At 73.3% G+C, this 26591-nt stretch carries 27 protein-coding genes and 1 riboswitch; of the genes, 18 read left to right on the top strand and 9 right to left on the bottom strand.

Annotation, left to right across the window (positions count from 1 at the left end; translation table 11 throughout):
* Positions 1–116 precede the first annotated feature (116 nt).
* The 3 genes from ACIRYZ_RS07845 to ACIRYZ_RS07855 form a co-directional block, all read right to left on the bottom strand.
* Positions 117–1160: a serine hydrolase domain-containing protein gene (locus ACIRYZ_RS07845; RefSeq protein ID WP_402941028.1), complete on the bottom strand. Its 1044-nt coding sequence runs from the start codon at positions 1158–1160 to the stop codon at positions 117–119.
* A 156-nt stretch (positions 1161–1316) separates the two neighbouring features.
* A complete protein-coding gene (locus ACIRYZ_RS07850) occupies positions 1317–1733 on the bottom strand; it encodes an HIT family protein (protein ID WP_393028571.1) in 417 nt (138 codons plus the stop codon).
* A 159-nt stretch (positions 1734–1892) separates the two neighbouring features.
* Entirely contained in the window at positions 1893–2588 is a 696-nt protein-coding gene (locus ACIRYZ_RS07855) for an MSMEG_1061 family FMN-dependent PPOX-type flavoprotein (protein ID WP_402941031.1), read from the bottom strand.
* Between the two features lie 212 nt (positions 2589–2800).
* Between ACIRYZ_RS07855 and ACIRYZ_RS07860 the strand changes: the two genes are divergently transcribed.
* From ACIRYZ_RS07860 to ACIRYZ_RS07910, 11 genes are all read left to right on the top strand, one after another.
* On the top strand, positions 2801–3115 hold the full coding sequence (locus ACIRYZ_RS07860) for an antibiotic biosynthesis monooxygenase family protein (RefSeq protein ID WP_393028573.1): 315 nt from the start codon (positions 2801–2803) through the stop codon (positions 3113–3115).
* Positions 3116–3453: 338 nt separating this feature from the next.
* Positions 3454–3581, top strand: a riboswitch (FMN riboswitch).
* A gap of 230 nt (positions 3582–3811) precedes the next feature.
* Positions 3812–4489, top strand: coding sequence for a riboflavin synthase (locus ACIRYZ_RS07865; protein WP_393028574.1), 678 nt, complete (start codon positions 3812–3814; stop codon positions 4487–4489).
* The gene (locus ACIRYZ_RS07870) at positions 4486–5133 is read left to right on the top strand and encodes a nicotinamide riboside transporter PnuC (RefSeq protein WP_402941035.1); all 648 of its coding nucleotides are present in this window, start codon (positions 4486–4488) and stop codon (positions 5131–5133) included. Before ACIRYZ_RS07865 ends, ACIRYZ_RS07870 begins: the two co-directional genes overlap by 4 nt.
* A complete protein-coding gene (locus tag ACIRYZ_RS07875; protein WP_402941038.1) occupies positions 5130–6401 on the top strand; it encodes a bifunctional 3,4-dihydroxy-2-butanone-4-phosphate synthase/GTP cyclohydrolase II in 1272 nt (423 codons plus the stop codon). Before ACIRYZ_RS07870 ends, ACIRYZ_RS07875 begins: the two co-directional genes overlap by 4 nt.
* A gap of 84 nt (positions 6402–6485) precedes the next feature.
* Positions 6486–6959, top strand: a complete 474-nt coding sequence (gene ribH / locus ACIRYZ_RS07880) for a 6,7-dimethyl-8-ribityllumazine synthase (protein WP_402941041.1) — start codon at positions 6486–6488, stop codon at positions 6957–6959.
* Between the two features lie 102 nt (positions 6960–7061).
* Positions 7062–7334 (top strand): phosphoribosyl-ATP diphosphatase, encoded by a 273-nt coding sequence (locus tag ACIRYZ_RS07885; RefSeq protein WP_218200151.1) that lies wholly within the window; start codon positions 7062–7064, stop codon positions 7332–7334.
* 60 nt (positions 7335–7394) lie between these two features.
* On the top strand, positions 7395–8243 hold the full coding sequence (hisG, locus tag ACIRYZ_RS07890; protein WP_380611313.1) for an ATP phosphoribosyltransferase: 849 nt from the start codon (positions 7395–7397) through the stop codon (positions 8241–8243).
* Positions 8244–8460: 217 nt separating this feature from the next.
* Positions 8461–8901 (top strand): PH domain-containing protein, encoded by a 441-nt coding sequence (locus ACIRYZ_RS07895; protein ID WP_393028578.1) that lies wholly within the window; start codon positions 8461–8463, stop codon positions 8899–8901.
* A 207-nt stretch (positions 8902–9108) separates the two neighbouring features.
* Positions 9109–10452 carry a hemolysin family protein gene (locus ACIRYZ_RS07900; RefSeq protein ID WP_402941045.1) on the top strand — a complete coding sequence of 448 codons (1344 nt, stop codon included), beginning with the start codon at positions 9109–9111 and terminating at the stop codon, positions 10450–10452.
* Positions 10449–11495, top strand: coding sequence for a hemolysin family protein (locus ACIRYZ_RS07905; protein WP_402941048.1), 1047 nt, complete (start codon positions 10449–10451; stop codon positions 11493–11495). Before ACIRYZ_RS07900 ends, ACIRYZ_RS07905 begins: the two co-directional genes overlap by 4 nt.
* Before the next feature lie 98 nt (positions 11496–11593).
* Positions 11594–12580 carry an NAD-dependent epimerase/dehydratase family protein gene (locus ACIRYZ_RS07910; RefSeq protein WP_402941050.1) on the top strand — a complete coding sequence of 329 codons (987 nt, stop codon included), beginning with the start codon at positions 11594–11596 and terminating at the stop codon, positions 12578–12580.
* Between the two features lie 52 nt (positions 12581–12632).
* Here the strand turns inward: ACIRYZ_RS07910 and ACIRYZ_RS07915 are convergent, their stop codons facing one another.
* Together ACIRYZ_RS07915 and ACIRYZ_RS07920 are read right to left on the bottom strand one after the other, a co-directional pair.
* On the bottom strand, positions 12633–14588 hold the full coding sequence (locus ACIRYZ_RS07915; protein ID WP_402941445.1) for an AAA family ATPase: 1956 nt from the start codon (positions 14586–14588) through the stop codon (positions 12633–12635).
* Between the two features lie 421 nt (positions 14589–15009).
* Positions 15010–15642, bottom strand: coding sequence for a uridine kinase (locus ACIRYZ_RS07920; protein ID WP_402941052.1), 633 nt, complete (start codon positions 15640–15642; stop codon positions 15010–15012).
* 213 nt (positions 15643–15855) lie between these two features.
* On the opposite strand from ACIRYZ_RS07920, the gene ACIRYZ_RS07925 reads away from it, so the two are divergent.
* The gene (locus ACIRYZ_RS07925; protein ID WP_402941054.1) at positions 15856–17019 is read left to right on the top strand and encodes an acyl-CoA dehydrogenase family protein; all 1164 of its coding nucleotides are present in this window, start codon (positions 15856–15858) and stop codon (positions 17017–17019) included.
* A gap of 101 nt (positions 17020–17120) precedes the next feature.
* Here ACIRYZ_RS07925 and ACIRYZ_RS07930 read toward each other — a convergent pair whose 3' ends face one another.
* Positions 17121–17594 (bottom strand): hypothetical protein, encoded by a 474-nt coding sequence (locus ACIRYZ_RS07930; RefSeq protein ID WP_402941057.1) that lies wholly within the window; start codon positions 17592–17594, stop codon positions 17121–17123.
* A 382-nt stretch (positions 17595–17976) separates the two neighbouring features.
* Between ACIRYZ_RS07930 and ACIRYZ_RS07935 the strand changes: the two genes are divergently transcribed.
* The 5 genes from ACIRYZ_RS07935 to fxsA all read left to right on the top strand — a co-directional run bounded on the left by ACIRYZ_RS07935 (position 17977) and on the right by fxsA (position 23033).
* On the top strand, positions 17977–18417 hold the full coding sequence (locus ACIRYZ_RS07935) for an Lrp/AsnC family transcriptional regulator (protein WP_045694655.1): 441 nt from the start codon (positions 17977–17979) through the stop codon (positions 18415–18417).
* Positions 18418–18448: 31 nt separating this feature from the next.
* A complete protein-coding gene (locus ACIRYZ_RS07940) occupies positions 18449–20089 on the top strand; it encodes an amidohydrolase (RefSeq protein ID WP_402941059.1) in 1641 nt (546 codons plus the stop codon).
* Between the two features lie 42 nt (positions 20090–20131).
* On the top strand, positions 20132–20590 hold the full coding sequence (locus tag ACIRYZ_RS07945) for an N-acetyltransferase (protein ID WP_402941061.1): 459 nt from the start codon (positions 20132–20134) through the stop codon (positions 20588–20590).
* Between the two features lie 159 nt (positions 20591–20749).
* Positions 20750–22399 (top strand): apolipoprotein N-acyltransferase, encoded by a 1650-nt coding sequence (gene lnt / locus ACIRYZ_RS07950; protein ID WP_402941063.1) that lies wholly within the window; start codon positions 20750–20752, stop codon positions 22397–22399.
* 55 nt (positions 22400–22454) lie between these two features.
* The gene (fxsA, locus tag ACIRYZ_RS07955) at positions 22455–23033 is read left to right on the top strand and encodes an FxsA family membrane protein (RefSeq protein ID WP_402941066.1); all 579 of its coding nucleotides are present in this window, start codon (positions 22455–22457) and stop codon (positions 23031–23033) included.
* A gap of 199 nt (positions 23034–23232) precedes the next feature.
* Here the strand turns inward: fxsA and ACIRYZ_RS07960 are convergent, their stop codons facing one another.
* The 3 genes from ACIRYZ_RS07960 to ACIRYZ_RS07970 all read right to left on the bottom strand — a co-directional run bounded on the left by ACIRYZ_RS07960 (position 23233) and on the right by ACIRYZ_RS07970 (position 25803).
* Complete coding sequence (locus ACIRYZ_RS07960) at positions 23233–23607, bottom strand: RNA polymerase-binding protein RbpA (protein WP_402941068.1); 375 nt, start codon at positions 23605–23607, stop codon at positions 23233–23235.
* A gap of 276 nt (positions 23608–23883) precedes the next feature.
* Positions 23884–25497 (bottom strand): hypothetical protein, encoded by a 1614-nt coding sequence (locus tag ACIRYZ_RS07965; RefSeq protein WP_402941071.1) that lies wholly within the window; start codon positions 25495–25497, stop codon positions 23884–23886.
* A gap of 111 nt (positions 25498–25608) precedes the next feature.
* Positions 25609–25803, bottom strand: coding sequence for a hypothetical protein (locus ACIRYZ_RS07970; RefSeq protein WP_355669189.1), 195 nt, complete (start codon positions 25801–25803; stop codon positions 25609–25611).
* Between the two features lie 385 nt (positions 25804–26188).
* Between ACIRYZ_RS07970 and ACIRYZ_RS07975 the strand changes: the two genes are divergently transcribed.
* Positions 26189–26581, top strand: coding sequence for an ankyrin repeat domain-containing protein (locus tag ACIRYZ_RS07975; RefSeq protein ID WP_393028589.1), 393 nt, complete (start codon positions 26189–26191; stop codon positions 26579–26581).
* Positions 26582–26591 lie beyond the last annotated feature (10 nt).

The raw sequence follows: 26591 nt of genomic DNA on the forward strand, positions 1-26591 counted from the left end.
CGGGATGCGTCCGGAGCGACCCCTAGGGGACGGGCAGGCGGACGGGCGGGGTCAGTCAGTGCCGCGCCGCGCCGGCCTCGGGTGTGTCCGACGATCCGCGCGCCCGGCAGGGATCGTCAGACACGCCCGAGCTGCAGCCTCCGCAGCAGCGCCGTCCCGGCCGGGTCCACCGACCGCCGGGTGTTCGCCAGGACCACCACCCCCACCTGCTTCTCCGGATCGAACGCGACGAAGGAACTGAACCCGCCCGTGCCCCCGTTGTGCCACAGCTGCAGATGGCCGCCCTGCTGGCTGTGCAGCCGGTGCCCGAGCCAGCCGAGGTGCGTCCAGGCGAACGGGTTGACCCGGTGCCGGGTGTCCCGGGTGAGCGTGATCGCGGGCGCCAGCGGCCCGTCCGGCTCGCGGCCGGCGGACAGCTGGGCCCGCAGGAGCGCCGCGAGGTCCGCGGCCGTGGAGCGGAGCCCGCCCATGCCCGGTATCGCCGCCAGGTCCCAGTACGGCACCGGCCGCCCGCCCGGCGCGTGCCCGCGCGCCAGCCGCCCGGACTGCTCCTCGCCCGGCCGCAGGCAGGTGTCCGTGAGCCCCAGCGGCTCGCAGACCTCGCGCGCCACCAGTTCCCCGTACCCGGTGCCGGCCCGCTGGGCGAGGGCCAGCCCGAGCAGCCCGACCCCGAGGTTGGAGTAGCGGAAGCTGCGCCCGGGCGCGGCCCGCAACCGCGTCCTGGCGAGCCCGCGCAGTACCGCCTCGGCTGTGCAACCGGCGTACGGATCCGGCCTGTTGGGCATGAGCAGCGCCCGCGCGGCGATGCCCCTCGGCAGCCGGGGGAGCCCCGAGGTGTGGGTGGCGAGGTGCCGCAGGGTGACCGGCTGCCCGCCCCGCACCGGGACGGTCGGCGTGTCCGCGAGCACCTCCGCGAGCGGCTCGTCGAGCCCCACCGCCTCGTCCAGGGCCAGTCGCGCGAGTACGAGCGAGGTGAACACCTTGGTGACGGAACCGATTTCGAACAGGGTGTGCGGTCCGGGCACACCGCCGCCCGGACCGGTCCGCCCGGCGCCGTGGATCTCCACGGCGCCGTCGGCCAGCCCGGCGACCACCGCGCCGACGTGCTGGCCCGCGAGCCGGTCGGCGGTCTGCTGCACGAGGCTGACGAGTTCTTCCATGGCCATCAGCCTAGGCCGCCCCGACCTGCGAATTCGTCCGCCTGGAAGCCGATTTCGACCCCCTCCCGCTGCTCCTCCGGATGTACGCCCCGCTGCTCTCCGCACGGTACGGACACCACGGTACGGACACCACGGCGTGGCCACCCTCGCGGCCGGCTACGGCTCCCCGAGCGCCGCCCGCAGCCGGGCCGCGACCTCCGCCGCCCCCGCCTCGTCGGGGTACTTCCCCCGCGGCCAGAAGAACCCGCGCAGCCCGTCCTTCGGATTGCGCGGCACCACATGGACGTGCAGGTGCGGCACCGACTGGCTGATCCGGTTGTTCGCCGCCACGAAACTGCCGGCCGCGCCCAGCCCCCGCTCGACGGCCGCCGCCACCCGCTGCACCCGCAGGAAGAACGGCCCGACCTCGGCCGGCGGCAGGTCCGCCAGGGTCCGATGGTGGGCGCGCGGTACGACCAGCACATGGCCCGGGAACAGCGGCCGGCGGTCCAGGAAGGCCACCGCCGCCTCGTCGTCCAGCACCCGGTGCGCGGGCTCCTCGCCCGCCACCACCGCACAGAACACGCAGTCCATCCGTCCATTCAAGCGAGCGGCGGCGGCCCCGGCACCCCTGCGAACCCCGGCCCGCCCGACGTCACCCGTCCGGCCGCCGAGCGGGTGCCCGCCCAGCCCGCCCCCGCCCCGGACGCACGGTGCGGCGGGGGAGCGATCAACGCGGCGCGACCCGTGCCCCTACTCGTACCGGTACAGCAGCGCCTCCCGCTCCGTCTGCTCGATGATCCCGATCGTCAGCGACTCGTCCCGCAGGTGCGACAGCGTGACCTCCGCCGAACTCGGCTGAGTGTCCTTGGCGAGCCAGTTCTCCGGCTTCCACGCCGACCCGCGCAGGAGCGCCTTCGGGCAGTGCGCGTACACCTCCTCCACCGCCACCACGATCGCGCTGCGCGGCGGCTTGCCGACCGCCGTCAGCCGGCTCAGCAGCTCCGGGTCGGTCGAGACGCAGGCCAGCCCGTTGACCCGCAGCGTGGTGTCCCGGCCCGGCACGACGAAGAGCAGCCCGACGCGGCCGTTCTCCAGGATGTTGTGCAGGGTGTCCAGGCGCTTGTTGCCGGTGGCGTCCGGTATGGCCAGGGTGTGCTCGTCGAGCACCGAGACCAGCCCGGCCGGCCCGCCACGCGGGGAGACGTCACAGCGCCCGGCGGCGTCGGAGCTGGCGACGAAGACCAGCGAGGAGCACGCGATCAGCCGCTGGGCGACCTCGTGCAGGCGGTCGACCTGCTTGCGGCGTGCGTGATCGCCCGGCTGCTCGTAGATCTCGCGCAGCTGGGCCGGCTCGGTGAGGGCGCCCGCGCTGAGGGCGGCGAACAGGCGGTTCGGCGCGTCCGGAGCGGTGGTTGACGGTACGGCAGCATCCGGTGTGGTGGTCATACCGGGAATGTACGGGACTCCGGGGAGGCCGAGCCGGAGTCCTTCACCACACCCCGGGCCGCGATCCGCGACCGGCTCCGTCCCGCACCGCCGCCCCGGCCGCCCGCCGTCGCGTCCCCAACTGTCCGTGAAAGTGCCGCCGTACCCCTCCCCACCAGCGGTTTTCCGCTGATAATGGGGCCAGGGACTCCAGCCAGCCGGAGGTGGTGGTCGTGATCGTCAGAATCTGGGCCGGGCAGGTCGTGTCCGATCGCATCGAGGAGTTCTGCGCGCACCTGACCACCCAGGTGATCCCGCAGCTGGGGCGTACGGACGGCTGCCTCGGCGGCGAGCTGCTGCGCTCGGTGACCGAGGGCGGGCACCGGGTGCTCGTGGTGAGTCGCTGGCGCGACGAGGAGGCCCTGCGCGGCTACGCCGGGCCGATGTGGCGGATCCGGCCGGTCGGGGCGGAGGGCGAACTGTGCTTTCTCGCGCACCCCCCGGAGGTCACCCACTTCCTGTCGATCGCCGCACCCGCCACCCTCTGAACCGCCGACCCCGAACACCAGGGCCTTGCGCCGCTCGTCGACCACCGAGGGGCCCTCGAACACCGAGAAGCCCTAGAACGCCCTAGAACACCGAGAGGCCCTCGGAAGCCGAGGGGCCCTCGCACACCGGGGTCCTACGCGGACAACGGCACCGGGTGGATCCCGTCCGCCGGGTGCCGCCCGATCGCGCCACCAGGTCCCCGCACCAGCGGGCCCGGAACCAGCGCCCGCCACCCCGCCGTGCATTCCCCGCGCCGACCGTGAAACAGACCACAGTCGAAGACCCTCCCTGGGCTCGCACCGCGCGTGGCAGAATGACGTCAACAGCAGTGACGTTCAGCGCACTCCGGGGTCGGTGAAAATCCGAACCGGCGGTTACAGTCCGCGACCCGTCCGCAGCCAGCGGCCGGTTGACCAGGTGAAATTCCTGGACCGACGGTTAAAGTCCGGATGGGAGGCGTGCGCGGGCGGACGAAGAGCAGTACCCGTGGTCCATCGGAACCGGAGAAACCGGACCGGCCCGGACCGCGGTCAGGTGAACGACGGGAGAGGTCTCTCCCGGGCCGGGCGAGCGATCTCCCGGCGGCTCCGGCACCCCGGCGACGGGTCGTGTCCGCGGGTTCGCGCACCGTTGCCCGTCCGTGTCATCTCCCTCTGCCGCCCCGGAGTCCGCGCCCCAAGCGCGAGGAGACCCGGGTGTTCACCGGCATCATCGAAGAGCTCGGCGAGGTCGTGTCGATCGAGGAGATCGGCGACTCCTCGCGAATCCGCCTGCGCGGCCCGGTGGTCTGTTCCGGTGCGCGGCACGGCGACTCCATCGCGGTCAACGGCGTCTGCCTGACCGTCGTCGACAGCCCCGAGCAACTGGCCGCCGAGACCGGCGAGTTCAGCGCCGACGTGATGGCCGAGACGCTGCACCGTTCCAGCCTGGGCGAGTTGAAGCCCGGCTCCCGGGTCAACCTGGAGCGCGCCATGGCGCTCGGCGCCCGCCTCGGCGGCCACCTGGTGCAGGGCCATGTCGACGCCACCGGGCGGCTGTTGAGCCGCGAGCCCGGCGAGCGCGACGCGGACGGCAACCTGCGCTGGGAGGTGCTGCGCTTCTCGCTGCCGGAGTCGATCTCCCGCTACCTGGTGGAGAAGGGCTCGATCACGGTCGACGGCGTCAGCCTCACCGTGGTGGAGGCGGCCCGCGACAGCTTCACCGTCAGCCTCATCCCGGCCACCCTCGCGCTGACCACGCTCGGCGCCAAGACCACCGGCGAGAGCGTCAACCTCGAGGTGGACGTGCTCGCCAAGTACGTGGAGCGGCTGCTCGAATCGCGCGCGCTGCCGACCCTGCCGGACCTGGAGCACATCACGGGGGAGTCCAAGTGAGCTGGCTCAGCGGAGAGGCGTTCACCGTCCTCGGTGAGCACGTGAAGTGGGCCGACATGATCGGCAACCTGTTCGGCCTCGGCGGCCTCGCGCTCGGCTGGCGCCGCTCGGTGTGGAGCTGGCCGGTCCAACTCCTGTCCGGCGTCGTGCTGATCACCGCCTACCTCGGGGGCCACGTCCCCGGCCTGATCGGCAAGCAGCTGATCGTCATCGTCACCGCCGCCTGGGGCTGGACGCAGTGGAACCGCGGCCGCCGCGACACCGGCACCATCGCCGTACGGTTCGCCAGCTGGCCCGAGCGGGCCGCCCTGGTGGCCGGCACCGCGGTGGGCACCGTCGCCCTGGCGACACTGTTCACCGCCTACCCCAGTCTGTCCTGGAGCCCCTGGTCGGACGCCTACATCTTCGTCGGCACGCTCGCCGCGATGGTCGCCCAGGCGCGCGGCTGGCTGGAGTTCTGGTTCGCCTGGATCGCCGTCGACGCGGTCGGCGTCCCGTTCGCCTTCAACAGCGGCTACACCTTCTCCGGCCTCACCTACTCGATCTACTTCGTCCTGGTGCTGCTCGGCCTGCGCTCCTGGTGGCTGAGCACCCGTGAGCCGCGAGTCACGTCCACCAACGTCCCGCAGGGAGTCACGGCATGACCGAGAACCAGACCTTCGAGAGCGGCATCGGTGAAGAGCTCGTCCTCGACCCCGTCGAGCGGGCGATCGCCGACATCGCGCTCGGTCGCGCGGTGATCGTGGTCGACGACGAGGACCGCGAGAACGAGGGCGACATCGTCTTCGCCGCCTCCGCCGCCACCCCCGAGCTGATGGCCTTCACCATCCGCTACAGCTCCGGCGTGATCTGCGCCCCGATGACCGGCGAGGAGCTGGACCGCCTCAAGCTCCCGCCGATGACCCAGGTCAACGAGGACCGCAAGGGCACCGCGTACACCGTCTCGGTGGACGCCCGTGAGGGGGTCGACACCGGCATCTCCGCCGCCGACCGCGCCCGCACCGTACGGCTGCTCTCCTCGCCCGGCACCGAGCCCGGGGACCTGACCCGCCCCGGCCACGTCTTCCCGCTGCGCGCCGTCGAGGGCGGCGTGCTGGTCCGCCCCGGCCACACCGAGGCCGCCGTCGACCTGGCCCGGCTCGCCGGGCTGGCGCCGGCCGGCGCGATCGCCGAGGTGGTCAACGACGACGGCACCATGGCCCGGCTGCCCGAGCTGGTCGCCTTCGCCCGTGAGCACGGCCTCGCGATCATCTCCATCGAGGACCTGATCGCCTACCGCCGCCGCACCGAGTTGCACGTCGACCGGGCCGCCGTCACCGCCCTGCCCACCACCCACGGCGAGTTCACCGCGGTCGGCTACCGGGGCACCATCGACGGCGTCGAGCACATCGCCCTGGTGGCCGGCGGCCTCGACGCGGACGGACAGCTGCCGGACGGCGAGGACGTCCTGGTCCGGGTCCACTCCGAGTGCCTGACCGGCGACGTCTTCGGCTCGCTGCGCTGCGACTGCGGCCCGCAGCTGGAGGCCTCGCTGCAGCGGGTCGCCGAGGCCGGCCGCGGCGTGGTGCTCTACCTGCGCGGCCACGAGGGCCGGGGGATCGGCCTGGCCCACAAGCTGCGCGCGTACGAGCTCCAGGAGCAGGGCCGCGACACCGTGGACGCCAACCTGGACCTCGGCCTGCCCGCCGACGCCCGCGACTACAGCATCGCGGCGCAGATGCTGGTGGACCTCGGCGTCCGCTCGCTCACCCTGCTCACCAACAACCCGCAGAAGCTGACCGCGCTCACCGAGCACGGCCTCAAGGTCAAGGGGCGCGAGGCGGTCGAGATCGCGCCGGGCGAGCACAACCTGCGCTACCTGCGCACCAAGCGCGACCGGATGGGCCACGACCTGCCCGGCCTGGGCTCCTGACCGACGCACGCCCGGGCTCCCGACACCCGCGGGCCCGGCAGCCGAGACTCGCAACGACCCACACCAAGGAACGGAAGTAACGACATGAGCGGCCACGGAGCCCCCGAGCTGACCATCGACGGCGCCGCCGACCTCAAGGTCGCCGTCGTCGCGGCCCAGTGGCACGACACGGTGATGAACGGCCTGCTGGACGGCGCCCACCGCGCGCTCAAGGAGCTGGGCATCGCCGAGCCGACCGTGCTGCGGGTGCCCGGCACCTTCGAGCTGCCGGTCGCCGCCAAGCGCCTCGCCGAGCGCGGCTACGACGCGGTGATCGCCCTGGGCGTGGTCATCCGCGGCGGCACCCCGCACTTCGACTACGTCTGCCAGGCGGCCGCCGTCGGCCTCACCCAGGTCAGCGTCGACACCGGCGTCCCGGTCGGTTTCGGCGTGCTGACCTGCGACAACGACGAGCAGGCGCTCGACCGGGCCGGCCTGCCGGGCTCCGCCGAGGACAAGGGCCACGAGGCCGTCACCGCCGCCGTGGCCACCGCCGCGGTGCTGCGCGCCACCGCCTGACCCGCACGCGACCGTTCCCGGGCCGTGGACGTCCACTCGACCGTCCACGGTCCGGGACCGTTTACCGCCGGTCTGCTCGCACGCCGTATGGTGATTCCCATCATGGCTTCGAAGACATTCGAGGAGCTCTTCGCCGAGCTCCAGCAGAAGGCCGCCACCGGCGACCCCTCGTCCTCCCGTACCGCGCAGCTCGTCCAGCAGGGCGTCCATGCGATCGGCAAGAAGGTCGTCGAGGAGGCCGCCGAGGTCTGGATGGCCGCCGAGTTCCAGTCGGACGAGCAGACGGCGGAGGAGATCTCCCAGCTCCTCTACCACCTTCAGGTGATGATGGTCGCCCGCGGGCTGACGCTCGACGACGTCTACAAGTACCTCTGAACCTCACCCTCGAGCTCCCCGAGCACACCCCCCTCCCAACAGGTAAGGAAGCAACCTCCCATGCTGCGCATCGCCGTCCCCAACAAGGGTTCGCTCTCGGGTCCCGCGGCGGAGATGCTCCATGAGGCCGGCTACCGCCAGCGGAAGGACCCCAAGGAGCTCGTCCTCGTCGACCCGAACAACGAGGTCGAGTTCTTCTTCCTGCGCCCGCGCGATATCGCCGTCTACGTCGGCTCCGGCCGCCTCGACGTCGGCATCACCGGCCGCGACCTGCTGCTGGACTCGCACTCCAACGCGGAGGAGGTGCTCGCCCTCGGCTTCGCCGGGTCGACCTTCCGCTTCGCCCGCCCCGAGGGTGTGGACGTCAAGGACGTGACGGGCCTGGAGGGCCTGCGGATCGCCACCTCCTACACCGGCCTGGTCGAGCAGCACCTGGCCGACCACGGCGTGAAGGCGACGGTCACCAAGCTGGACGGCGCGGTCGAGACCGCGGTGCAGCTGGGTGTCGCCGACGTCATCGCCGACGTGGTGGAGACCGGCACCAGCCTGCGCAACGCCGGCCTGGAGGTCTTCGGCGAGCCGATCCTGATCTCGGACGCCGTGGTGATCCGCCCCAAGGGTGCGGGCGAGGACCCGCGGGTGGAGCAGTTCCTGCGCCGCCTGCAGGGCGTGCTGGTGGCCCGCCGCTACGTGCTGATGGACTACGACATCCGCGCCGAGAAGGTCAGCGCCGCCGTGGCGCTCACCCCCGGCCTGGAGTCGCCGACCGTCTCCCCGCTGCACACCGAGGGCTGGGTGGCCGTCCGCTCGATGGTGCTCCGCAAGGAGGCCCAGCAGATCATGGACGACCTCTGGAGCATCGGCGCCCGGGCCATCCTGGTCACCAACATCCACGCCTGCCGCCTCTGACCTGCTCGAACGGCCTGCTCCAACGGCATGTCCGCGGCCTGATCGCCGGACCGCGGGCAACGACCTGCCCGGCAGGCCGCGAGTAAAGAACGGTTCAATAGGGGCGGGGACGCCGAACGGTGTCCCCGCCCTTCGCCGTCAGCACCCCGCTGCCAGCATCCTGGCCGTCAGCACCCGGCGCGCCGCACGCCGCCACCAGAACCACCGGAGATCCCACGTGTCCACGCCGCCCGTCCAGTTCCCCGTCACCTGGGCGCCCCGCCGCACCCGCGCGGTGCTGCTGCCGGTCTGCGCCCTGCTGGTGGTGCTGTTCGCCGTGCTGGCCTTCCTGCTGCCGGAGAACTGGCAGCTCAACGACCGGATCATGATGATCGGCAGCGGTGTGCTGTTCGCCTGCGTGGGCCTCATGCTGGCCCGCCCCCGGGTGCGTGCGGACGCGGAGGGCGTGACGGTGGTCAACTTCGTCCGCAGCCGCCGGCTCGCCTGGGCCGAGATCGTCCGGGTCAACTTCCGCCAGGGCGACCCGTGGGCCACCCTCGACCTCTCCGACGGCACCTCGCTCGCGGTGGTCGGCATCCAGTCCGGCGTCGGCAAGTCCCAGGCGATCGCGGACGCCCGCGCGCTGCGCGACCTGGTCGAGAGCCGCGCCCAGGGCTGAGCGGGCCGCGGCCCGGCGGATCCCGAACACGCTTCCTGTCGTCGCACAGGTATGGTCTACGCTGGTAAAAGCAGGGCAAAAATTCAGTCCTGCCCGAAAGCGACCCGAGTCGAACCGACCTGAGGAGTGACTCTCCCCCTCGATGGACGATCCGTCCGGTAGTACCTGCGCCGCCTCGCTTCCGAACCCCGGAAGGCAGGCGGCACTGTGATCACCGCCTGGCTGCTGTTGTTCGCAGCCCTTCTCCTGATCCTCGCCAACGGCCTCTTCGTGGCCGCCGAGTTCGCCTTCGTGACCGCCGACCGCGGTGCGGTGGAACGCTCCGCCGCGGCCGGCGACGCCAAGTCCGGCCGGGTCGCCAGGGCCCTGCGGCACCTCTCCTTCGAACTCTCCGGCGCCCAGCTGGGCATCACCATCACCTCGCTGGTGGTCGGCATGCTCGCGCAGCCGGCCCTGTCGACCCTGCTCCGGCCCGTGATGGCGGGCATCGGCGTGCCCGACCCGGTCGCCCGCGGCGCCGCAGTGGTGATCGGCATGGTGCTGGCGACCGTCGTCCAGATGGTGATCGGCGAGCTGGTCCCGAAGAACTGGGCGATCTCCCGCCCGCTCCAGGTGGGCCGCGCGGTCGCCGCCCCGCACATGGCCTTCTCCTTCGTCTGCCGCCCGTTGATCAGGTTCCTGAACGGCGCCGCCGACAAGACCGTCCGGGCCTTCGGCATCGAGCCGCACGAGGAGTTGGAGCACGCCCGGACCCCGGCCGAGCTGGTCTCGCTGGCCCGTCACTCGGCCAAGGCCGGCGCGATAGACGAGGAGTCGGCGGCCCTGTTCGTCCGCACCCTGGGTCTCGGCGAGCTGACCGCGGAGTCCGTGATGACCCCGCGGGTCGACGTCTCCGCCCTCCAGCGCGACGCCACCGCCTCCGACGTCATCAACCTGACCCGGGCCACCGGCCTGTCCCGCTTCCCGGTCTACAGCGACAGCCTGGACGAGGTCACCGGCATCGTGACGCTCAAGGACGCCCTGGCCGTCCCGGCCGCCCGGCGCGGCCTGGTGCGGGTGGCCGAGCTGACCTCGCCGCCGCTGCTGGTGCCCGAGACCCTGCCCGCCGAACGGCTGCTCGACCAGCTGCGCCGCCTCCAGCCGATGGCCATCGTGGTCGACGAGTACGGCGGCACCGCCGGCGTCGTCACCGTCGAGGACATCGTCGAGGAGATCGTCGGCGAGGTGCAGGACGAGCACGACCCGGCCGACCGGCCCGAGCTGCTTCCGCTGCCGGCCGTCGACGGCCGGCCCGCCTGGGAGGCCGACGGCCGCGCCCGGCTCGACCAGCTGGAGACCATCGGCCTGAACGCCCCCGACGGCCCGTACGAGACCCTGGCCGGCCTGGTCGCCGACCTGCTCGGCAAGCTCCCCGAGGTGGGCGAGCAGGCCGGGCTCCCCGGCTGGCGGTTCACCGTGACCGGCGTCGACCGGCACCGCACCAGCCAGGTCCGGGTGGAGCGCACCTCCGTGTCCGCGCTGTTCGGCGAGGACGAGGAGGGGACCCGATGACCGTGCTGCAACTGGGCCTCGCCCTCCTGCTGCTGCTCGGCAACGCCTTCTTCGTCGGCGCCGAGTTCGCCGTCGTCTCGGTGCGTCGCAGCCAGATCGAGCCGCTCGCCGAGGCCGGGCACAAGCGCGCCCGCGTCGTGCTGCACGCGCTGTCCAACGTCTCCGCGATGCTGGCCGCCGCCCAGCTCGGCATCACCGTCTGCTCGCTGGGCCTCGGTGCGCTCGCCGAGCCGACCATCGCCGCCGTGCTGGAGGGTCCGTTCCATGCGATCGGCGTCCCGTCCGGCCTGATGCACCCGCTCTCCTACGGGATCTCGCTCGCCGTCGTGGTCTTCCTCCACATGGTGATGGGCGAGATGGTGCCGAAGAACATGGCCATGGCCGGACCGGAGAAGGCCGCGCTCTGGCTCGGCCCGCCGCTGGACCGGCTGGCCCGCTGGCTCGCCCCGGTGATCCGGCTGCTCAACGCCTCCGCCAACGGCGTGCTGAGGCTGTTCCGGGTCGAGCCCAAGGACGAGGTCGAATCGGTCTTCACCACCGAGCAGCTGATGTACCTGCTGGTCGACTCCCGGGACGCCGGCCTGCTCGACGAGGATCGGCAGGAGCGCCTGGAGGACGCCCTGGAGCTGGGCCGGCGACCGGTCACCGACGTGCTGCTGCGGCCCGAGGAACTGGTCACCGTGGACCCCAAGATGACCGCCGCCGAGGTCGAGGCGCTCGCCCTGCGCACCGGCTTCTCGCGCTTCCCGGTCACCGACGGCGACCCGGCCGGCCACGGCTACCTCGGGTACCTCCACCTCAAGGACATCCTCGACGTGGAGGACCCGTCGGCGCCCGTCCCGGCCCGCCTGTGGCGGCCGATCACGGTGCTGCGCGGCGGCCTCCCGCTGGACGACGCCCTCGGCGCGATGCGCCGGGCCACCTGCCACCTGGCCGCCGTGCTGGACCAGGACGGCCGCACGACGGGCGTGGTGATGCTGGAGGACGTGCTGGAGGAGCTGGTCGGCGAGATGCACGACCCCGACCACCGCACCACCGCCTGAGGTTCCCGCTTTCGCTGACGGCGTGTCCGCCCGCGGCGATTCCGCCCAGAGCGTTCAGCGGTTCCCATGTCGGCCACCCTCGGAGCAGGGTGGTCGGCATGAGACTTCTGCTGCTGGGTGGAACCGAGTTCGTCGGACGCGCCGTCGCCGAGGAGGCCGTGGCCAGGGGCTGGGAGGTGACCGCCCTCAACCGCGGTACCCGGCCCGCGCCCGAGGGCGTGCGGGTGCTGGCGGGCGACCGCACGGCCGGGGACGGCCTGGCGGCGCTCGCCACGGGGGAGTGGGACGCGGTGGTGGACACCTGGTCCTGGGCCCCGGCGGCGGTGCGCGACAGCGCCCGGCGGCTGGCCGGCCGGGTCGGCCACTACGCGTACGTCTCCAGCCGGTCGGTGTACGACCACCCGCTGCGGGCCGGGGCGGACGAGACGGCGCCGGTGGTCCCCTCCTCCCCGGACCTGACCGGCGCGGTGGCCTACGCCGAGGCCAAGCGCGGCGCCGAACTGGCCCTGGAGGCGGAGTACGGCGGGCGCGCCCTGCTGGTCCGCGCCGGGCTGATCCTCGGCCCGTACGAGAACATCGGCCGACTGCCCTGGTGGCTGAACCGGATCGCCCGCGGCGGACCGGTGCTCGCCCCCGGCCCGCGCGACACGGCGCTGCAGTACATCGACGCCCGCGACCTCGCGATCTGGACCCTGGACGCGGTGGCGGCCCGCCTGAGCGGCCCGTACAACGTGGTCAGCCCCGCCGGCCACAGCACCATGGGCGAACTGCTGGCGGCCTGCGTCCGGGTCACCGGCTCGGACGCCGAGCTGCGCTGGACCGACCCGGAGCGGATCCTCGCGGCGGGCGTCGAGCCGTGGACCGAGCTGCCGATCTGGCTCCCGCCCGGCGAGCTGTACGACTTCCTGCACGGTGCCTCGGTCGCCCGCGCGGTCGACGCCGGGCTGCGCTGCCGCCCGGTCGCCGAGACGGTCGAGGACACCTGGGCCTGGCTGCGCTCCATCGGCGGCGACGCCCCCCTGCGCGCCGACCGGCCGAACGTCGGGCTCGACCCTGAGCGCGAGGCGAGGCTGCTCCAGGGGTGAGGTCGTAGGGGGAGCGCGTCGTAGGGGAGCGGGTGGGAGGGGGAACCGGTCGTCAGCCCCGGCCGTCGATCAGCTCCCCGTAGGCCTGCACCAGGTCCGGGAGTCGCAGCGTCGCCAGGTCCTCCCGGCCCGGCGGCTCGCGCAGCAGCGACAGCCGCAGGTCCCGGTAGGCGCAGGACTTCTCGTACAGGGTGCGGATGAACCGGCCGTTGCCCAGCTCGTCGATCCAGCCCTCGCGCACCACGTGGGTGCAGATGCTGGCCAGCTCCTCGGCCGCGTCGTCGTCCCAGCCGTCGCCGTCCCGGCCGGCCAGTGCCGCGCCGATCGCGGTCAGCTCGTTCGGGCGGTAGCTGGGGAAGTCGACCCGGGTGGTGAAGCGGGAGTTGAGGCCGGGGTTGGTGGCGAGCAGCCGGTTCATCCCCTCGGGGTAGCCGGCCAGGATCACCACCAGCCGGTCCCGGTTGTCCTCGGCCCGCTTCAGCAGCACCTGCAGCGCCTCGTCGCCGTACGCGTCGCCCTTGGTGTAGCCGGAGTTGGAGAGGCTGTACGCCTCGTCGATGAACAGCACGCCGTCCAGCGCGGAGTCGATCAGGTCGTTCGCCTTGACGGCTGTCTGGCCGAGGAACTCCCCGACCAGGTCGGCTCTTTGGGCCTCCACCAGGTGGTCGCCGGAGAGCAGGCCGAGGGCGTGGAAGACCCGGCCGAGGATCCGCGCCACGGTGGTCTTGCCGGTGCCGGAGGGGCCGGAGAAGACGAAGTGCCGCTTCGGCGGCTGGACCGGCAGGCCCTGTTCGGCGCGCAGCCGGCTCATTCGCAACTGGGCCGAGAGCGCCCGTACTTGCCGCTTCACCGGCTCCAGGCCCACCATCAGCGAGAGTTCGGCCAGTGCCGCGTCCAACTCCCGCTCGTCGCCCTCCGGCTGGGCGGGCGCGGGCTCGGGCGCGACCCGGGGCTGCGCCGCGCCGCGGACCGGCAGCGGGACGGGTGCGGCGGGGCCGGCCGGGAGGCCCGAGCCGGACCGCTCCCCGGCCGCCTGCGGCGCGCTGCCGCCCGTCGGCCCGGCCGGAGCGCCGTCCGCGATGCCGTCCGGCATGCCGTCGGTGATGCCGTCCGCGACGCCGTCGGTGACGCCGTCCACCAGGCTCGCGTCGACCGAGGGCCCGCCTCCCGGCGCGGCCGTCCCGGTCCCGAACTCCTCACCGTAGAAAGGCCCTTCGGCGTATCCGGTGTCGTCCCGGTACCCCGGCCCGGTCGTCTCCGCCCCGCCCGAGAGCCCGCCCGCCAGCAGGCCGTCCGCGAGCGCGTCCTCCGCCGCGATGGCCGCCAGCCGGGTCGCGGTGTCCATGAACGCCGGATCCGCCCGGTGCACCGCCCGGTACAGCGGCAGTGCCGCCGCACTGCGTCCGGCCCCCTCGTACGCCCGGGCCAGCCAGTACCGCAGCTCCTTGCGCTGCGGCTGCTCGGAGCGGCAGCGCGCCAGCGAGGCGGCCAGCGGCGCCTGCGCCTGGGCGCACATGTCGAGGCGGACCCGCGCCATCCCGGCGAACAGCCCGGCCTCTGTGCCCAGCAGCGGGTCGTCCAGCAGGTGGTCGGTGTCCCGGATCAGCTGCTCCCAGTCCTTGAGCAGATAGGAGCGGCAGGCGTACAGGAACTGGGCGGACGGGTCCTCGCTGGGCGCCGGGCACTGCTCCAGCGCCCGGTCCAGCTCGGCCAGGTGGCGGCCGTCCAGCCAGTGCGAGGCGTGCGCCAGCGCGAGGTCGCGGGCGTCCTCCAGGACGGGTTGCACCCACCAGCCCAGCCAGTACCAGGAGCTGAGCGGGCGCCGGTGCAGTCGCCGCTGCTCGCCGAAGCGCTTCTGGTGGTGGTACATGGCCAGCAGTGCCGCCGAGGTGTCGCTGCGCAGGGCGTGCAGGCCGAGCCAGGCGTCGGCCATGCCCGGGTCCAGCCGGACGGCGGCCCGGAACTCCTCCTCGGCGCGGGCGTAGGCGCCGGCCGTGTAGGCGTCCATGGCGCGCAGCCAGGCGCGGTCGGCGAGCCGGTCCGGGCCGCCCGCCGTGTTGTCGGAACTGTCCACCGTCGTCACTCACGCCCCCCGCGGTGTGGCCCGGGGCTCGGCCGGCGGTTCGCCTCAGCGTTGCCGGGCCGGTGGTCGGAAGCCCCCGGGGCGCATATGCGCCTGCCAGGAATCGTACCGGCGCGGGGCTGATCCGGAAGGGTGCCGTACGGGGTCAAATGGGATCGTGCACACGGTCGTTGAGCGGTCGGATGGCTGAAAAGCCGGGCAACGCCGACGGCGGGACACAACGTGTGAGGGGGCCGGACGACGCCCCCGGCTCACGGGGGAACAAGCCGGGGACGTCGGGTCCGAGGCGGCCGGAACAGTGCGTTCCGGCGGCTGAGGAGAACCTAGATCCTGGTGATGTCGCAGGTCAAGGGCTTGTTGAAGGTTCACCGACGGTGCCCGGCAGGATCCGTCCGGTCACCCCGTCCACGCGCGTGGCGGCGTACGGGCGGCTCGGGTCGGCGGCGAAGTGCGCCGCCTCCGCCCGCGCCCAGCCGGCCCAGAACTCGGCCAGTTCCGGACCGTCCCGCTCCTCGCCGCGCCGCCGGGCCGCGACGGCGTCCAGCTCCATCCAGATCACCCGGGCCAGCCGGGGGCGCACCTCCCGGCGCCCCGCGCCGACCCCCTCGACCAGCACCACAGGGGCGGCCGGCACCGCGGCGGTGGTCGCGAAGCGGCGCAGCGTCCAGTCGTACACCCGGTACGAGGCGTCCCGGCCGGCCGTCAGCGGCTCCAGCACCTGCTCGCGCAGCCGCCCGGTCCACTCGAAGTACTCGGTGTGGGTGGCCAGGTCGTCGAGGTGGACCACCGGCGCCCCGTCGAGCGCCGCCGCCAGCCGCCCGGCGAAGGTCGTCTTGCCGGAGCCCGCGTGCCCGTCCACCGCGACCAGCCGCACCGGTCCGCAGGAGGGCGGCAGCGTGCGCAGCTCGGCGGCGAGCGAGGTCAGCGGATCGCCGGTCGCGGGCGTACGGGGGGAGGGGAGGGTTCCGGAAACAGCCACAACGTCAACCCTACGGTGCCGTAGCCCACCACTGCGGACAGTTCATCTGTGCTGGTCGTGACGGCGGCGCGGGTTTCGGGCATACTCGCCTTCGCCAAGCCTGTGAACGGCCGTTCACCGAAACCCGGTGCCGGTCGGGCAGACCTGCCACACCCCGCGCCGGACCAGCCGACACCCTCGGTCCGGCGCCCGATCGAGGAGGCGACCGCCGCCATGACCCCCTCCCCCGTGAAAGCCGTGGAGCGCCAGCTGCCGAGCGAGGAGGCCCGCGAGCTGCTGAGCCTCACCCGGGACCTGGTCCAGCGCGAGCTGCAGCCGCGCGCGGCGGAGGACGAGGCCGTCGGCCGCTTCCCCCGGGAGGTCTTCCGCACCCTCGGCGAGGCCGGCCTGCTGTCCCTCCCGTACGACGAGAAGTACGGCGGCGGCGAGCAGCCGTACGAGGTGTACCTGCAGGTGCTGGAGGAGCTCGCGGCCGGCTGGCTGGCCGTCGGCCTCGGTGTCAGCGTGCACACCCTGTCCTGCCACGCGCTGGCCACCTTCGGCAGCGACGAGCAGCGCGAGCAGTGGCTGCCCGGCATGCTCTCCGGCGAGCAGCTCGGCGCCTACTGCCTCTCCGAGCCGCAGTCCGGCTCGGACGCGGCCGCCCTGCGCACCCGCGCCGACCTGGACGGCGAGGAGTACGTCGTCAACGGCACCAAGGCGTGGATCACCCACGGCGGGCAGGCCGACTTCTACAGCGCCCTGGTGCGCACCGGCGTCGAGGGCCCCAAGGGCATCAGCTGCCTGCTCGTCCCCGGCACCCAGCAGGGCCTGTCGGCCGCGCCGCCGGAGCACAAGATGGGCATGCGCTCCTCGCCGACCGCCCAGCTGCACTTCGACGGTGCCCGGGTCTCCCGCGACCGGCTGATCGGCGAGGAGGGCCAGGGCTTCCAGATCGCGCTCGCCGCGCTGGACTCCGGCCGTCTCGGCATCGCCGCCTGCGCGATCGGCGTCGCCCAGGCCGCGCTCGACCTCGCGGTGGACTACGCCCGCACCCGGAGCCAGTTCGGCCGCCCGATCGCCGAGTTCCAGGGCCTGTCCTTCATGCTCGCCGACATGGCCACCCAGATCGAGGCCGGGCGCGCGCTCTACCTGTCCGCCGCGCGGCTGCGGGACGCGGGCCGGCCGTTCTCCAAGGAGGCGGCGATGGCCAAGCTGTTCTGCACCGACACGGTGATGCGGGTGACCACCGACGCCGTCCAGGTGCTCGGCGGCTACGGCTACACCCAGGACTTCCCGGCCGAGCGCTTCATGCGCGAGGCCAAGGTGCTGCAGATCGTCGAGGGCACCAACCAGATCCAGCGGCTGGTGATCGGCCGCCACCTCACGAAGGCCTGACGAACCTTCCCCGATACGGCCTGCGGCCGTCACTCCAGGGTGCGGAGTGACGGCCGCAGGCGTTCTCGCCGGAGCGTCAATTCACGTACGGCGGGCGGCAGTCAGCGCCGCACCAGCCGCCGGCGCTGCTCCGGGATGACCGTCGTGACCGGCCGCGCGGCCTGGGCCTGACCGGCCGCGCCCCGCGCCGGACGGTGCACCAGCGCGTGCGAGAACGGCTGGGTGCGCCAGTCGAGCTCGCTCGGGAGCTTGAACAGCGCGTTGAAGCCGGCCGACTCGGCGTCCTCCGCTTCCTCGACCTCCGTCAGGTCGTCGGTCGGCGCACCCGAACCCGGGCAGATCGCGGGGGCGAAGGGGTTCCAGGCGGTGGGGAGCAGGGCGTGCTGCGGCAGCCGTTCCTCGTCCGCCACCAGGGCGATCGGACGGCGGCACTCGGGGCAGTGGACCCGGAAGACGTCCCAGGTCTCGACCTCGACGGGGTCGCTGCCCGGCGCGTGATCGACCGCGAGGTCGTCGCGGCCGGTCATATCGTCGGTCTCGTCGGCGCCCAGCACGCGCTGGTCAGTAGCAGGCATGAGGATCCCCCTAGGATCGGGCCCGGCGTGGTCGCTCAGGGCCACAACCAGCACTTCCCTGTGATTCGGGCTCATAACCCTGCGGCGATGTGCACCGTGATGCACCGGGTGTGTCCTTGGCCACACCGCGCGCCACATTCATCCGGCACTTGCCTGTCTGACACCTGCAGGCCTTCCAGTGATCCGCCAGTTCGCCTCCGTGCGCCCTTGACCTGGCGCCGACGTGCACCCTCCTTGCCTGCCCTCGGGCAGAAGGGGCCCACCCTCCGGCGCTCGTTCTCTACTCGTCGATCGTCGCTTCCGGCGCCGGCACGCCCTTCGGCCCGGGGCGATGCGCCACCGCGTGCGCCCCCGCACTCCCCAGCGGGTAGGTTTGCGCACTGTGGAGGATCTCGACCAACGCATCGTCCAGCTGCTCCTAGAAGACGGCCGGATGAGCTACACGGACCTGGGCAAGGCCACCGGCCTGTCCACCTCGGCGGTGCACCAGCGGGTGCGCCGCCTCGAACAGCGCGGGGTGATCCGCGGCTACACCGCGATCATCGACCCCGACGCCGTCGACCTGGCGCTGACCGCGTTCATCTCGGTCAAACCCTTCGACCCCAGCGCCCCGGACGACACCCCGGAGAGACTGGCCGGCCTGCCCGAGATCGAGGCCTGCCACAGCGTCGCCGGCGACGAGAACTACATCCTCAAGGTGCGTGTCGGCGCCCCCGGCGACCTGGAGGACCTGCTCGCCCGCATCCGCAGCGCCGCCGGCGTCTCCACCCGCACCACCGTCGTGCTCTCCACCCCCTACGAGGCCCGACCCCCGAAGCTCTGAGGTCGAACCGGTGGGGTGCAGACTTAGCGGCATGACCGAACGCACCCTCCCTCCTTGCCCGCCCTCGGGCAGGAGGGGCCCACGAACCGTCCTGCTGCGCGGCGGCGCCGTCTACAGCCCCGCCGACCCCTTCGCCACCGCGATGCTCGTGGAGGGCGAGCACATCGCCTGGGTCGGCAGCGACGGCGCCGCCGAGGCGTACGCCGCCACCGCGGACGAGATCGTCGAGCTGGACGGCGCCCTGGTCACCCCCGCCTTCGTGGACGCCCACGTCCACGCCACCTCCACCGGTCTGGCGCTCACCGGCCTCGACCTCACCGGCAGCCCCTCGCTGGCCGCCACCCTGGCGGCCGTCACTGCCTACGTCGAAGCCCGGCCCGAGTCCGGCGGGGTACTGATCGGTCACGGCTGGGACGAGAGCGGCTGGCCCGAGGGCCGCCCGCCCACGCTCGCCGAGCTCGACGACGCCGCCCGCGGCGCCGCGCTCTACCTCTCCCGCACCGACGTGCACTCCGCGCTCGCCACCACCGCGCTGCGCACCCTCACCGAGGGCCTCACCGAGCGGCCCGGCTTCGACGCCGAGGGTCCGCTCACCAAGGACGCCCACCACGCCGTCCGGCAGACCGCGCTCGCCCACCTCACCCCCGAGCAGCGCCGCCGCGCCCAGCGTGCCACCCTCGCCCGCGCCGCCGAACTCGGCATCGGCGCCCTGCACGAGTGCGCGGGCCCGGAGATCTCCTCCGAGGCCGACCTGGCCGCCCTGCTGGAGCTGGCCGCCGACCGCGAGGGCCCCGAAGTCTTCGGCTACTGGGGCGAGTTGGGCGGCATCGAGACCGCCAGCCGACTCGGCGCGGTGGGTGCCGGCGGCGACCTCTTCGTGGACGGCGCGCTCGGCTCGCGCACCGCCTGCCTGCACACCCCGTACGCCGACGCCGAGCACACCGGCACCGCCTACCTGAGCGCCGAGCAGGTCGCCGACCACGTCGCCGCCTGCACCGAGGCCGGGCTGCAGGCCGGCTTCCACGCCATCGGCGACGCCGCCGTGGCGGCGGTCGTCGAGGGCGTCCGCGCGGCCGGCGAACGGGTCGGTGCCGGCCGGGTCAAGGCCCTGCGCCACCGCGTCGAGCACGCCGAGGCCCTGGACGACAAGGCCATCGCCGCCTTCGCCGAGCTCGGCCTCACCGCCTCCGTCCAGCCCGCCTTCGACGCAGCCTGGGGCGGCCCGGACGGCATGTACGTGCAGCGCCTGGGCGCCGAGCGGGCCGCCGCTCTCAACCCCTTCGCCGCCATGCTGCGGGCCGGCGTCCCGCTGGCCTTCGGCTCGGACGCCCCGGTCACCCCGCTCGACCCCTGGGGCACCATCCGCGCGGCGGCCTTCCACCAGACCCTGGAGCACCGGATCTCGGTCCGCGCCGCCTTCACCGCCCACACCCGCGGCGGCTGGCGCGCGATCGGCCGCGACCAGGACGGCGTGCTGGTTCCCGGCGCGGTCGCCAGCTACGCGATCTGGGCCGCCGAGGAACTGGTCGTCCAGGCCCCCGACGCCCGGGTGGCCGGCTGGTCCACCGACCCGCGCTCCGGCACCCCCGGCCTGCCCGACCTCACCCCCGGTCGCGAGCTGCCAACCTGCCTGCGCACCGTGGTCCGCGGCCGCACCGTGCACCAGCGCTAAATCGGATGAGCCGGCGGGCCCAGCGCGCTTAGGTTGCTCACCATGACGACCGACCCCCTGGTACCCGCCGACTTCACCGTCCCGCGCGAGCTGCTCGCCCCGGAGTTCCGCCTGGAACCCCTGGGCGAGCAGCACAACGACTCCGACCACGCCGCGTGGACCGGCAGCATCGACCACATCCGCGCCACCCCCGGCTGGGCAGGCCGCGGCTGGCCGCCCGCGGACGGGATGCCGCTCGACCGCAACCTCGCCGACCTGCGCCGCCACGCCGCCGACTTCGAGGCCCGCACCGGCTTCACCTACACCGTCCTGGAACCGGACCGGGACGAGGTGATCGGCTGCGTCTACATGTACCCGGACCGCGAGGACCCGTCCGTGGTCTCGGTCAGCTCCTGGGTCCGGGCCGACCGCGCCGAGCTGGACGCCCCGCTGTACCGGGCCGTCTCCGGCTGGCTCGCCGAGCACTGGCCGCTGCGTGAGTTCCGCTACGCCGAGCGCTGATCCGAGCGCGGGCGGGCCGGGCGAAGGGGGCCAGCCGGAAGGGGGCCGGGGAGGGGGTGGGCCGTACCACCCTGACCTCACGCGACACCGACCTTCCGGGGTACCTTCTTCGGACAGCGTCCGAACAGCAAGCCCCAGGAAGATGGTGCGCCGGTGGCCATGCCCGTCACCCAGGAGCGGTCCGGGACCGCTCCGGAGCCGCTGGACCCGGCCCCCACACCCGGCAAGCCCGGCCGCGCCGCCCGCGCGCTCGCCAAGGTCCGCGCCGGGCTGCCCCGGACCGGCCTCGCCGCACTGGCCGGCCTGCTGCTCGCGCTGGCCTTCCCGCCCTACGACCTCTGGCCGCTGTCGCTGCTCGGCGTCGCCGCGCTCTCGCTGCTCACCCGCGGCCGCACCTTCCGCCAGGGCCTGTGGACGGGCTTCGCCTTCGGCCTGCCGTTCTTCCTGATGCTGCTCAGCTGGCTGCGGGTGGTCGGCTGGGACGCCACGGTCGGCCTGTCCGTCGTCGAGGCGCTGTTCCTGGCCCTGCTCGGCGGCGCGCTGGCGCTCACCTCCCGGCTGCCCGGCTGGCCGCTCTGGGCGGCCTGCCTGTGGATCACCCAGGAGTGGGCGCGCGACCGGCTGCCGCTCGGCGGTTTCCCCTGGGGCCGGCTCGCCTTCGCCAACACCGCCACCCCGTTCACCCCGCTGGCAGCGATCGGCGGCGCGCCGCTGGTGACCTTCGCCGTCGCCCTCTCCGGTGCCCTGCTGGCCTGGGCCGCGCTGCGCCTGCGCGGTCCGCGCAAGGCCCCGAGGGCGGCTGCGCTGGCGGCGCTCGGCGCGGTGGCCGCGCTGCTGGCCGGCTACCTCGTGCCGGTGCCGACCGCCGCGAACGACACCGTCAAGGTCGCCATCGTCCAGGGCAACGTGCCCAACCCGGGCATGGACTTCCTCGGCCGCCCGATGATGGTCCTCAACAACCACGCCTCGGCCACCGAGCGGCTGGCCGCCGACATCCAGGGCGGCAAGCTCCCGCGCCCCGACGTCGTGATCTGGCCGGAGAACTCCTCCGACCTGGACCCGTTCAGCGACCCGCTGGCCCGCCAGCGCATCGACGAGGCGGTCCAGGCCGTCGGCGTGCCCACCCTGGTCGGCACCCTGGTGGACGGCCCGGACGCCCAGCACGTCCAGAACGAGGGCATCGTCTGGGACCCGGTCACCGGCCCCGGCGCCTCCTACACCAAGCAGCACCCCGTCCCCTTCGGCGAGTACGTCCCGTTCCGCGCCCAGCTGATGAAGGTGATCACCCGCCTCCAGCGGGTCGCCCGCGACTTCTACCCGGGCGACCACAACGGCGTGATGCAGCTCGGCCCGGCGAGGATCGGCGACGTGATCTGCTTCGAGGTGGCCTACGACGAGATCGTCCGGGACACCGTGGACAGCGGCGCCCGCGTCCTGGTGGTGCAGACCAACAACGCGACCTACGCCGAGACCGGTCAGCCCGAGCAGCAGCTCGCGATGAGCCGGCTGCGCGCGGTCGAGCACGGCCGGGCCGTCCTGATCGCCGCCACCAGCGGCATCAGCGCGGTGATCGCCCCGGACGGCACGGTCGAGCAGCGCACCCAGGAGCTGACCCCGGCCGAACTGTCCGCGACCGTCCCGCTGCGCGACGGCACCACGGTGGCCGACGAGGTCGGCGCCGCCCCGGAGTGGACGCTGGCGATCGGCGGCCTGCTGGCCTGCGGCGCCGCCGTGCTGGTCGGCCGCCGCAAGAAGGCCGGCGCCGGAACACCCGCCGCCGGGGAATCGTTGCACCAGGTGGTGCCGTAGCCGGCCCGGACCCCCCGTGCGGCGCGCAGAGCACCGCTTGGAGTGGATTCGTACCGTGACCCAGCAAGCTACCCCCACGCGTCCGGCCCCGCGGAGCAGGCTCCGACGGGTGCTGCCGCTGCTGATCACCGCCTGGCTGGTGCTGGAGATCTGGCTGCTGGTCCTGGTGGGCTCGTGGCTGGGCGGCTTCGCCGTCCTGCTGCTGCTCATCGCCGGCGGGGTGATCGGCGGCTCGCTGATCAAGCGGGCCGGGCTGAAGGCGCTGTCGGCGGCCATCGAACAGAGCAAGAACCCGCAGTCCCAGCAGCCGCAGACCGGCACCAGCATGACCGTGCTGGCCGGGCTGCTGCTGATCATCCCCGGCTTCCTGTCGGACCTGATCGCCCTGACCCTGCTGTTCCCGCCCACCCGGGCGCTGTGGCGGGCCGCCGGGCGCCGGATCGCGGACAAGGCGCTGCGCAGCACCTCCACCGTCGGCGCCGACCCGTTCGCGGACGCGATGCGGCTGCAGGAGCAGATACGCATCCACCGACCGGACGGCAAGGTGATCCAGGGCGAGGTGGTCGAGCCGGACGCCGGCCCGCGCGGCCCGCAGGGCCCGGACATCACCTACCGCCCGCCGATCACGGGCTGAGCCGCACGGACCGACACGGGCCGCCCGACCGGGCGGCCCGTTGCCGTTCCTGGCCCGTTGCCGTTCCTGGCCCGTGCCGTTCCTGGCCCGTGCCGTTCCAGGGCAGTACCGCTCCGGACACCCCGGACAACGCGAAAGGGACCCTGGTGACCAGGGTCCCTTTTCGCGTCCTCCCGCCCAGCGGCGGGAGAGAGGTGTGTCAGGCGCTCTTACGGGTGTCCCGCGGGTGCACCGCGAGGTTCATCCCGCCGGAGCGGAGCACGGCCAGCCGCTCGGCCAGCACCTCCTCCAGTTCCTCGCGCGTCCGGCGCTCCATCAGCATGTCCCAATGGGTGCGCGTGGGCTTGACCTTCTTCTCCTCCGGCTCGTCACCGTCGAGAAGTGCCGCCTCCTGCCCACAGAAGCGGCATTCCCAGGTCGCGGGGATCTCCGCCTCGACCGAGAAAGGAACCTCGAAACGGTGTCCGTTCTGACATGAGTACTCGACGGTCTGGCGGGGAGCCAGATCGATACCACGGTCGGTCTCGTAGCTAGTGGCCCCGAGTCGCGTGCCGCGGAGAGCTCGCTCGCTCATGAATCGTGCCTCCCGGGCTTATGGCCCACAGGACTAGTGGTCGCTGTTCTTCGTCGTTCGGTCAACGCTCGGCTTCCGACGAAGATTCCCGTCCCGGGACATGCGTCGTCTGTCGTGCCGTCCCTGTTTGTACCCACCAGCGCCCGATTTGTCACATCTGGCCGGTGATATCACCCCAGGTGTCACCTATTTCACATCTGGTGATCGGTCGGCCTTTCCGTGTCGAGCGTACCGGGACGGGATTCGACGGCCGTCGCCGCCCCCTCTTCCCCGTGTTCAGGAGATCGGTCGGGAACGGATCATCGGCTCGGTCTTGCCGAGGTCGACCGGGTGGGCTCCGGGCGCGCCGTCGGCCGGGGTCGTCGGCGGGTGCTCCGGACGGGGCGGCGTTCCCGGAACGGCCTCGGTCCGGCTGTCGCGGTGCGGCAGCAGGGCGATCACCGCGTCCCGCAGCTGCGGCGGGGCCTCGTCGTCCAGCGGGTCGACGGTGGTGGGCACCTGGAGCCGGACCGGGGCGCCGTTGCCGATCCGGGCGTAGCCGCGGCCGATCGGGGCGTGCGCGGCGGGCGCGATGTCCAGCGGTGCGCCGAGTGCGGCGTGGCTCTCCTCGGGCCCGGCCGGGCCGAGCACCACCCGGGCCCGGGTAGTGGTCCGGACGGTCGGGGTGAGCCGGCCCCGGGCCTCGATGTCGTCGGCGATCACCACGGTGACGCGGGCGGCCCGGCCGTGCCGCAGCGGCAGCTCCAGCAGGTCCTGGGGGTCGGGGCGGCCCTCGGCGTGGGCGAGCTCGCTCAGCTCGGTCGGGTGGTCCAGCAGCAGCCACAGCGGCCGGGTGGCGTCCTCCGGCGGGGCGGTCCCGGCGTGCCGGGCGGCGTTCAGCGCGGCGAGCCGGCGGTCGGTCTCCCCGGCGGCCCACTCCAGCGCGGCCAGCGCGCCGTGCAGGCTGGTCTCCACGGTGTACACGCCGGGCCGGTTCACCAGGCAGGCGTGCTCGCCGGTGCCGGCGCCGTCGATCACCACCAGGTCGGCGTACGGGAGGGCCTGGAGCGCGAGCGAGCGCAGCAGGCTGGAGGTGCCGTAGCCGGCGACCCCGAGGGCCAGCAGGTGCGGCTCGGAGGAGCGCGGGCCGGTGCGCCAGACCACCGGCGGCTGCTGGGCGGTGGTGCCGCCCTGGCTGACCGGGATGGTGCGGGCGGTGCCGTCCTCGTCGGTGAAGCCGAGCACGATCTCGCCCGGGGCGGCCACGAAGTGCTGGGCGACGATGTCGGTGGCCAGCGGTGTCAGCGCGGCGATGCGCAGCCGGTTGGACTCCTCGTCCCAGTCGAAGCGGTACTCCCGGGCCCGCCCGGCCTTGCCCTGGACGACCTGCTCGATCCGCGCGCGGGCGGCCGGCTCGGTGTCGGTGAAGTACGCCGGGTAGCCCAGCTCCAGCCGGGAGAGCCGGCCCTCGCCGTCGAACTCCCAGGAGCTGAAGGCGCTCTTGTAGCTGCCCTCGAAGTGGTACAGCGGGTTGGCTTCCTCGGGCCCGCCCAGGTAGGGGATGAGCGCCGAGTAGAGGGCGCTCAGCTTGATCTCGGTGACGTCGGGCGCGGGCGGGGCGGGCGCGGCCTTGGGGGGCCGGCCGGCCCAGGCGGAGCTGGCCATCAGGGCGATCAGTGCGAACAGCAGGCCGTGCGGCAGCAGGTAGATGCCGATCAGCGTCGCGGCGGTCAGGAACAGGGTCGGGCCGCGGCGCTCCTGCGGGGTGGCCTGCCAGCGGGTCCTGGCCCAGTCGGCGTGGTGACGCAGGCCCCGGCCGATCACGGCGAGCGGGACGAACATGTCGGAGGCGTGGTCCCCGGCGGTTCGGGCGATCTCGCGGCCCTTGGTGAGATGGCGGTGGAGCGGCATTCCGTGACTCCCCGGGCGAGTGGGACGGGTGGGGTGAGGGAGGACTGCTCGGGTACGACGGGGCCCGGGGCGGTGGGATCCGCGCCCGGGCCCGTACGGGGAGTGGCGGTCCTAGAACTTGATGCCGCCGAGCAGGCTCGCCAGGCTGGCGCCGCCCGCCGTGATGCTCGGGGCGATCGAGGAACCGGCGATGTAGAAGCCGAAGAGAGCGCAGACGATGGCATGCGACATCTTCAGGCCGTCTCTGCGGAAAAACAGAAAGGCGACGGTGCCGAACAGGACGAGCGCGGAGACATTGAGGATCACGTTCTGCTCCTCGGGGAGGGGACGGGGACAGTGTTACTTAAAGTGCCCTAATCGTGACAAAAAGTAATAGCTGATGGAACGGTGCAAACGGGTGGTTCTGCCGTTCAATGCCGCCTGGGAGAACGGACGGGGGGTATGCGAACCGGCCGGGGTGGGGGCCTTGTGCCGCGCGGATTCGGTGCGGGAGGCATTCCCGGGGAGTGGGCGGGAGGTTTCCGGGGGCTCCGGGAAGTCGCTCGAACGGCTGCGCAACCCGCGCGGCCGGGTGTCCCGCCGGGGCCGGCCGTCATCCGGAATCCGGACACCGGCTGGCCCAGTTTCGCGTCGGCCGATACGGTGCGGTACGCACCGCTCCCTCGCCAGTTCCCAGGAAAGGCAGCCCGCCATGACCGATGCCCCCGATGCCGAGGTGATCGCGCTCGCCGGGAAGCTCTTCGACGCCGCCCGGGCCGGAGACACCGATACCCTGACCGCCGCCGTCGACGCGGGCGTCTCCGCGGACCTCACCAACGGCAGCGGCGACACCCTGGTCATGCTGGCCGCCTACCACGGCCACACCGCCACCGTCGAGGCGCTGCTTGCGCGCGGCGCCGACCCGAACCGTGCCAACGACAAGGGTCAGACCCCGCTGGCCGGAGCCGTCTTCAAGGGCACCGTGGACGTCGTGGACGCCCTGCTGGCCGGTGGCGCCGACCCGAAGGCCGGCTACCCCTCCGCCGTCGAGGCCGCCGCGATGTTCGGCAAGACCGAGCTGCTCGCCCGGTTCGAGGGTCGCTGAGGCGGGATCG

Source organism: Kitasatospora sp. NPDC101155 (genome assembly GCF_044768305.1).
GTDB lineage: Bacteria > Actinomycetota > Actinomycetes > Streptomycetales > Streptomycetaceae > Kitasatospora.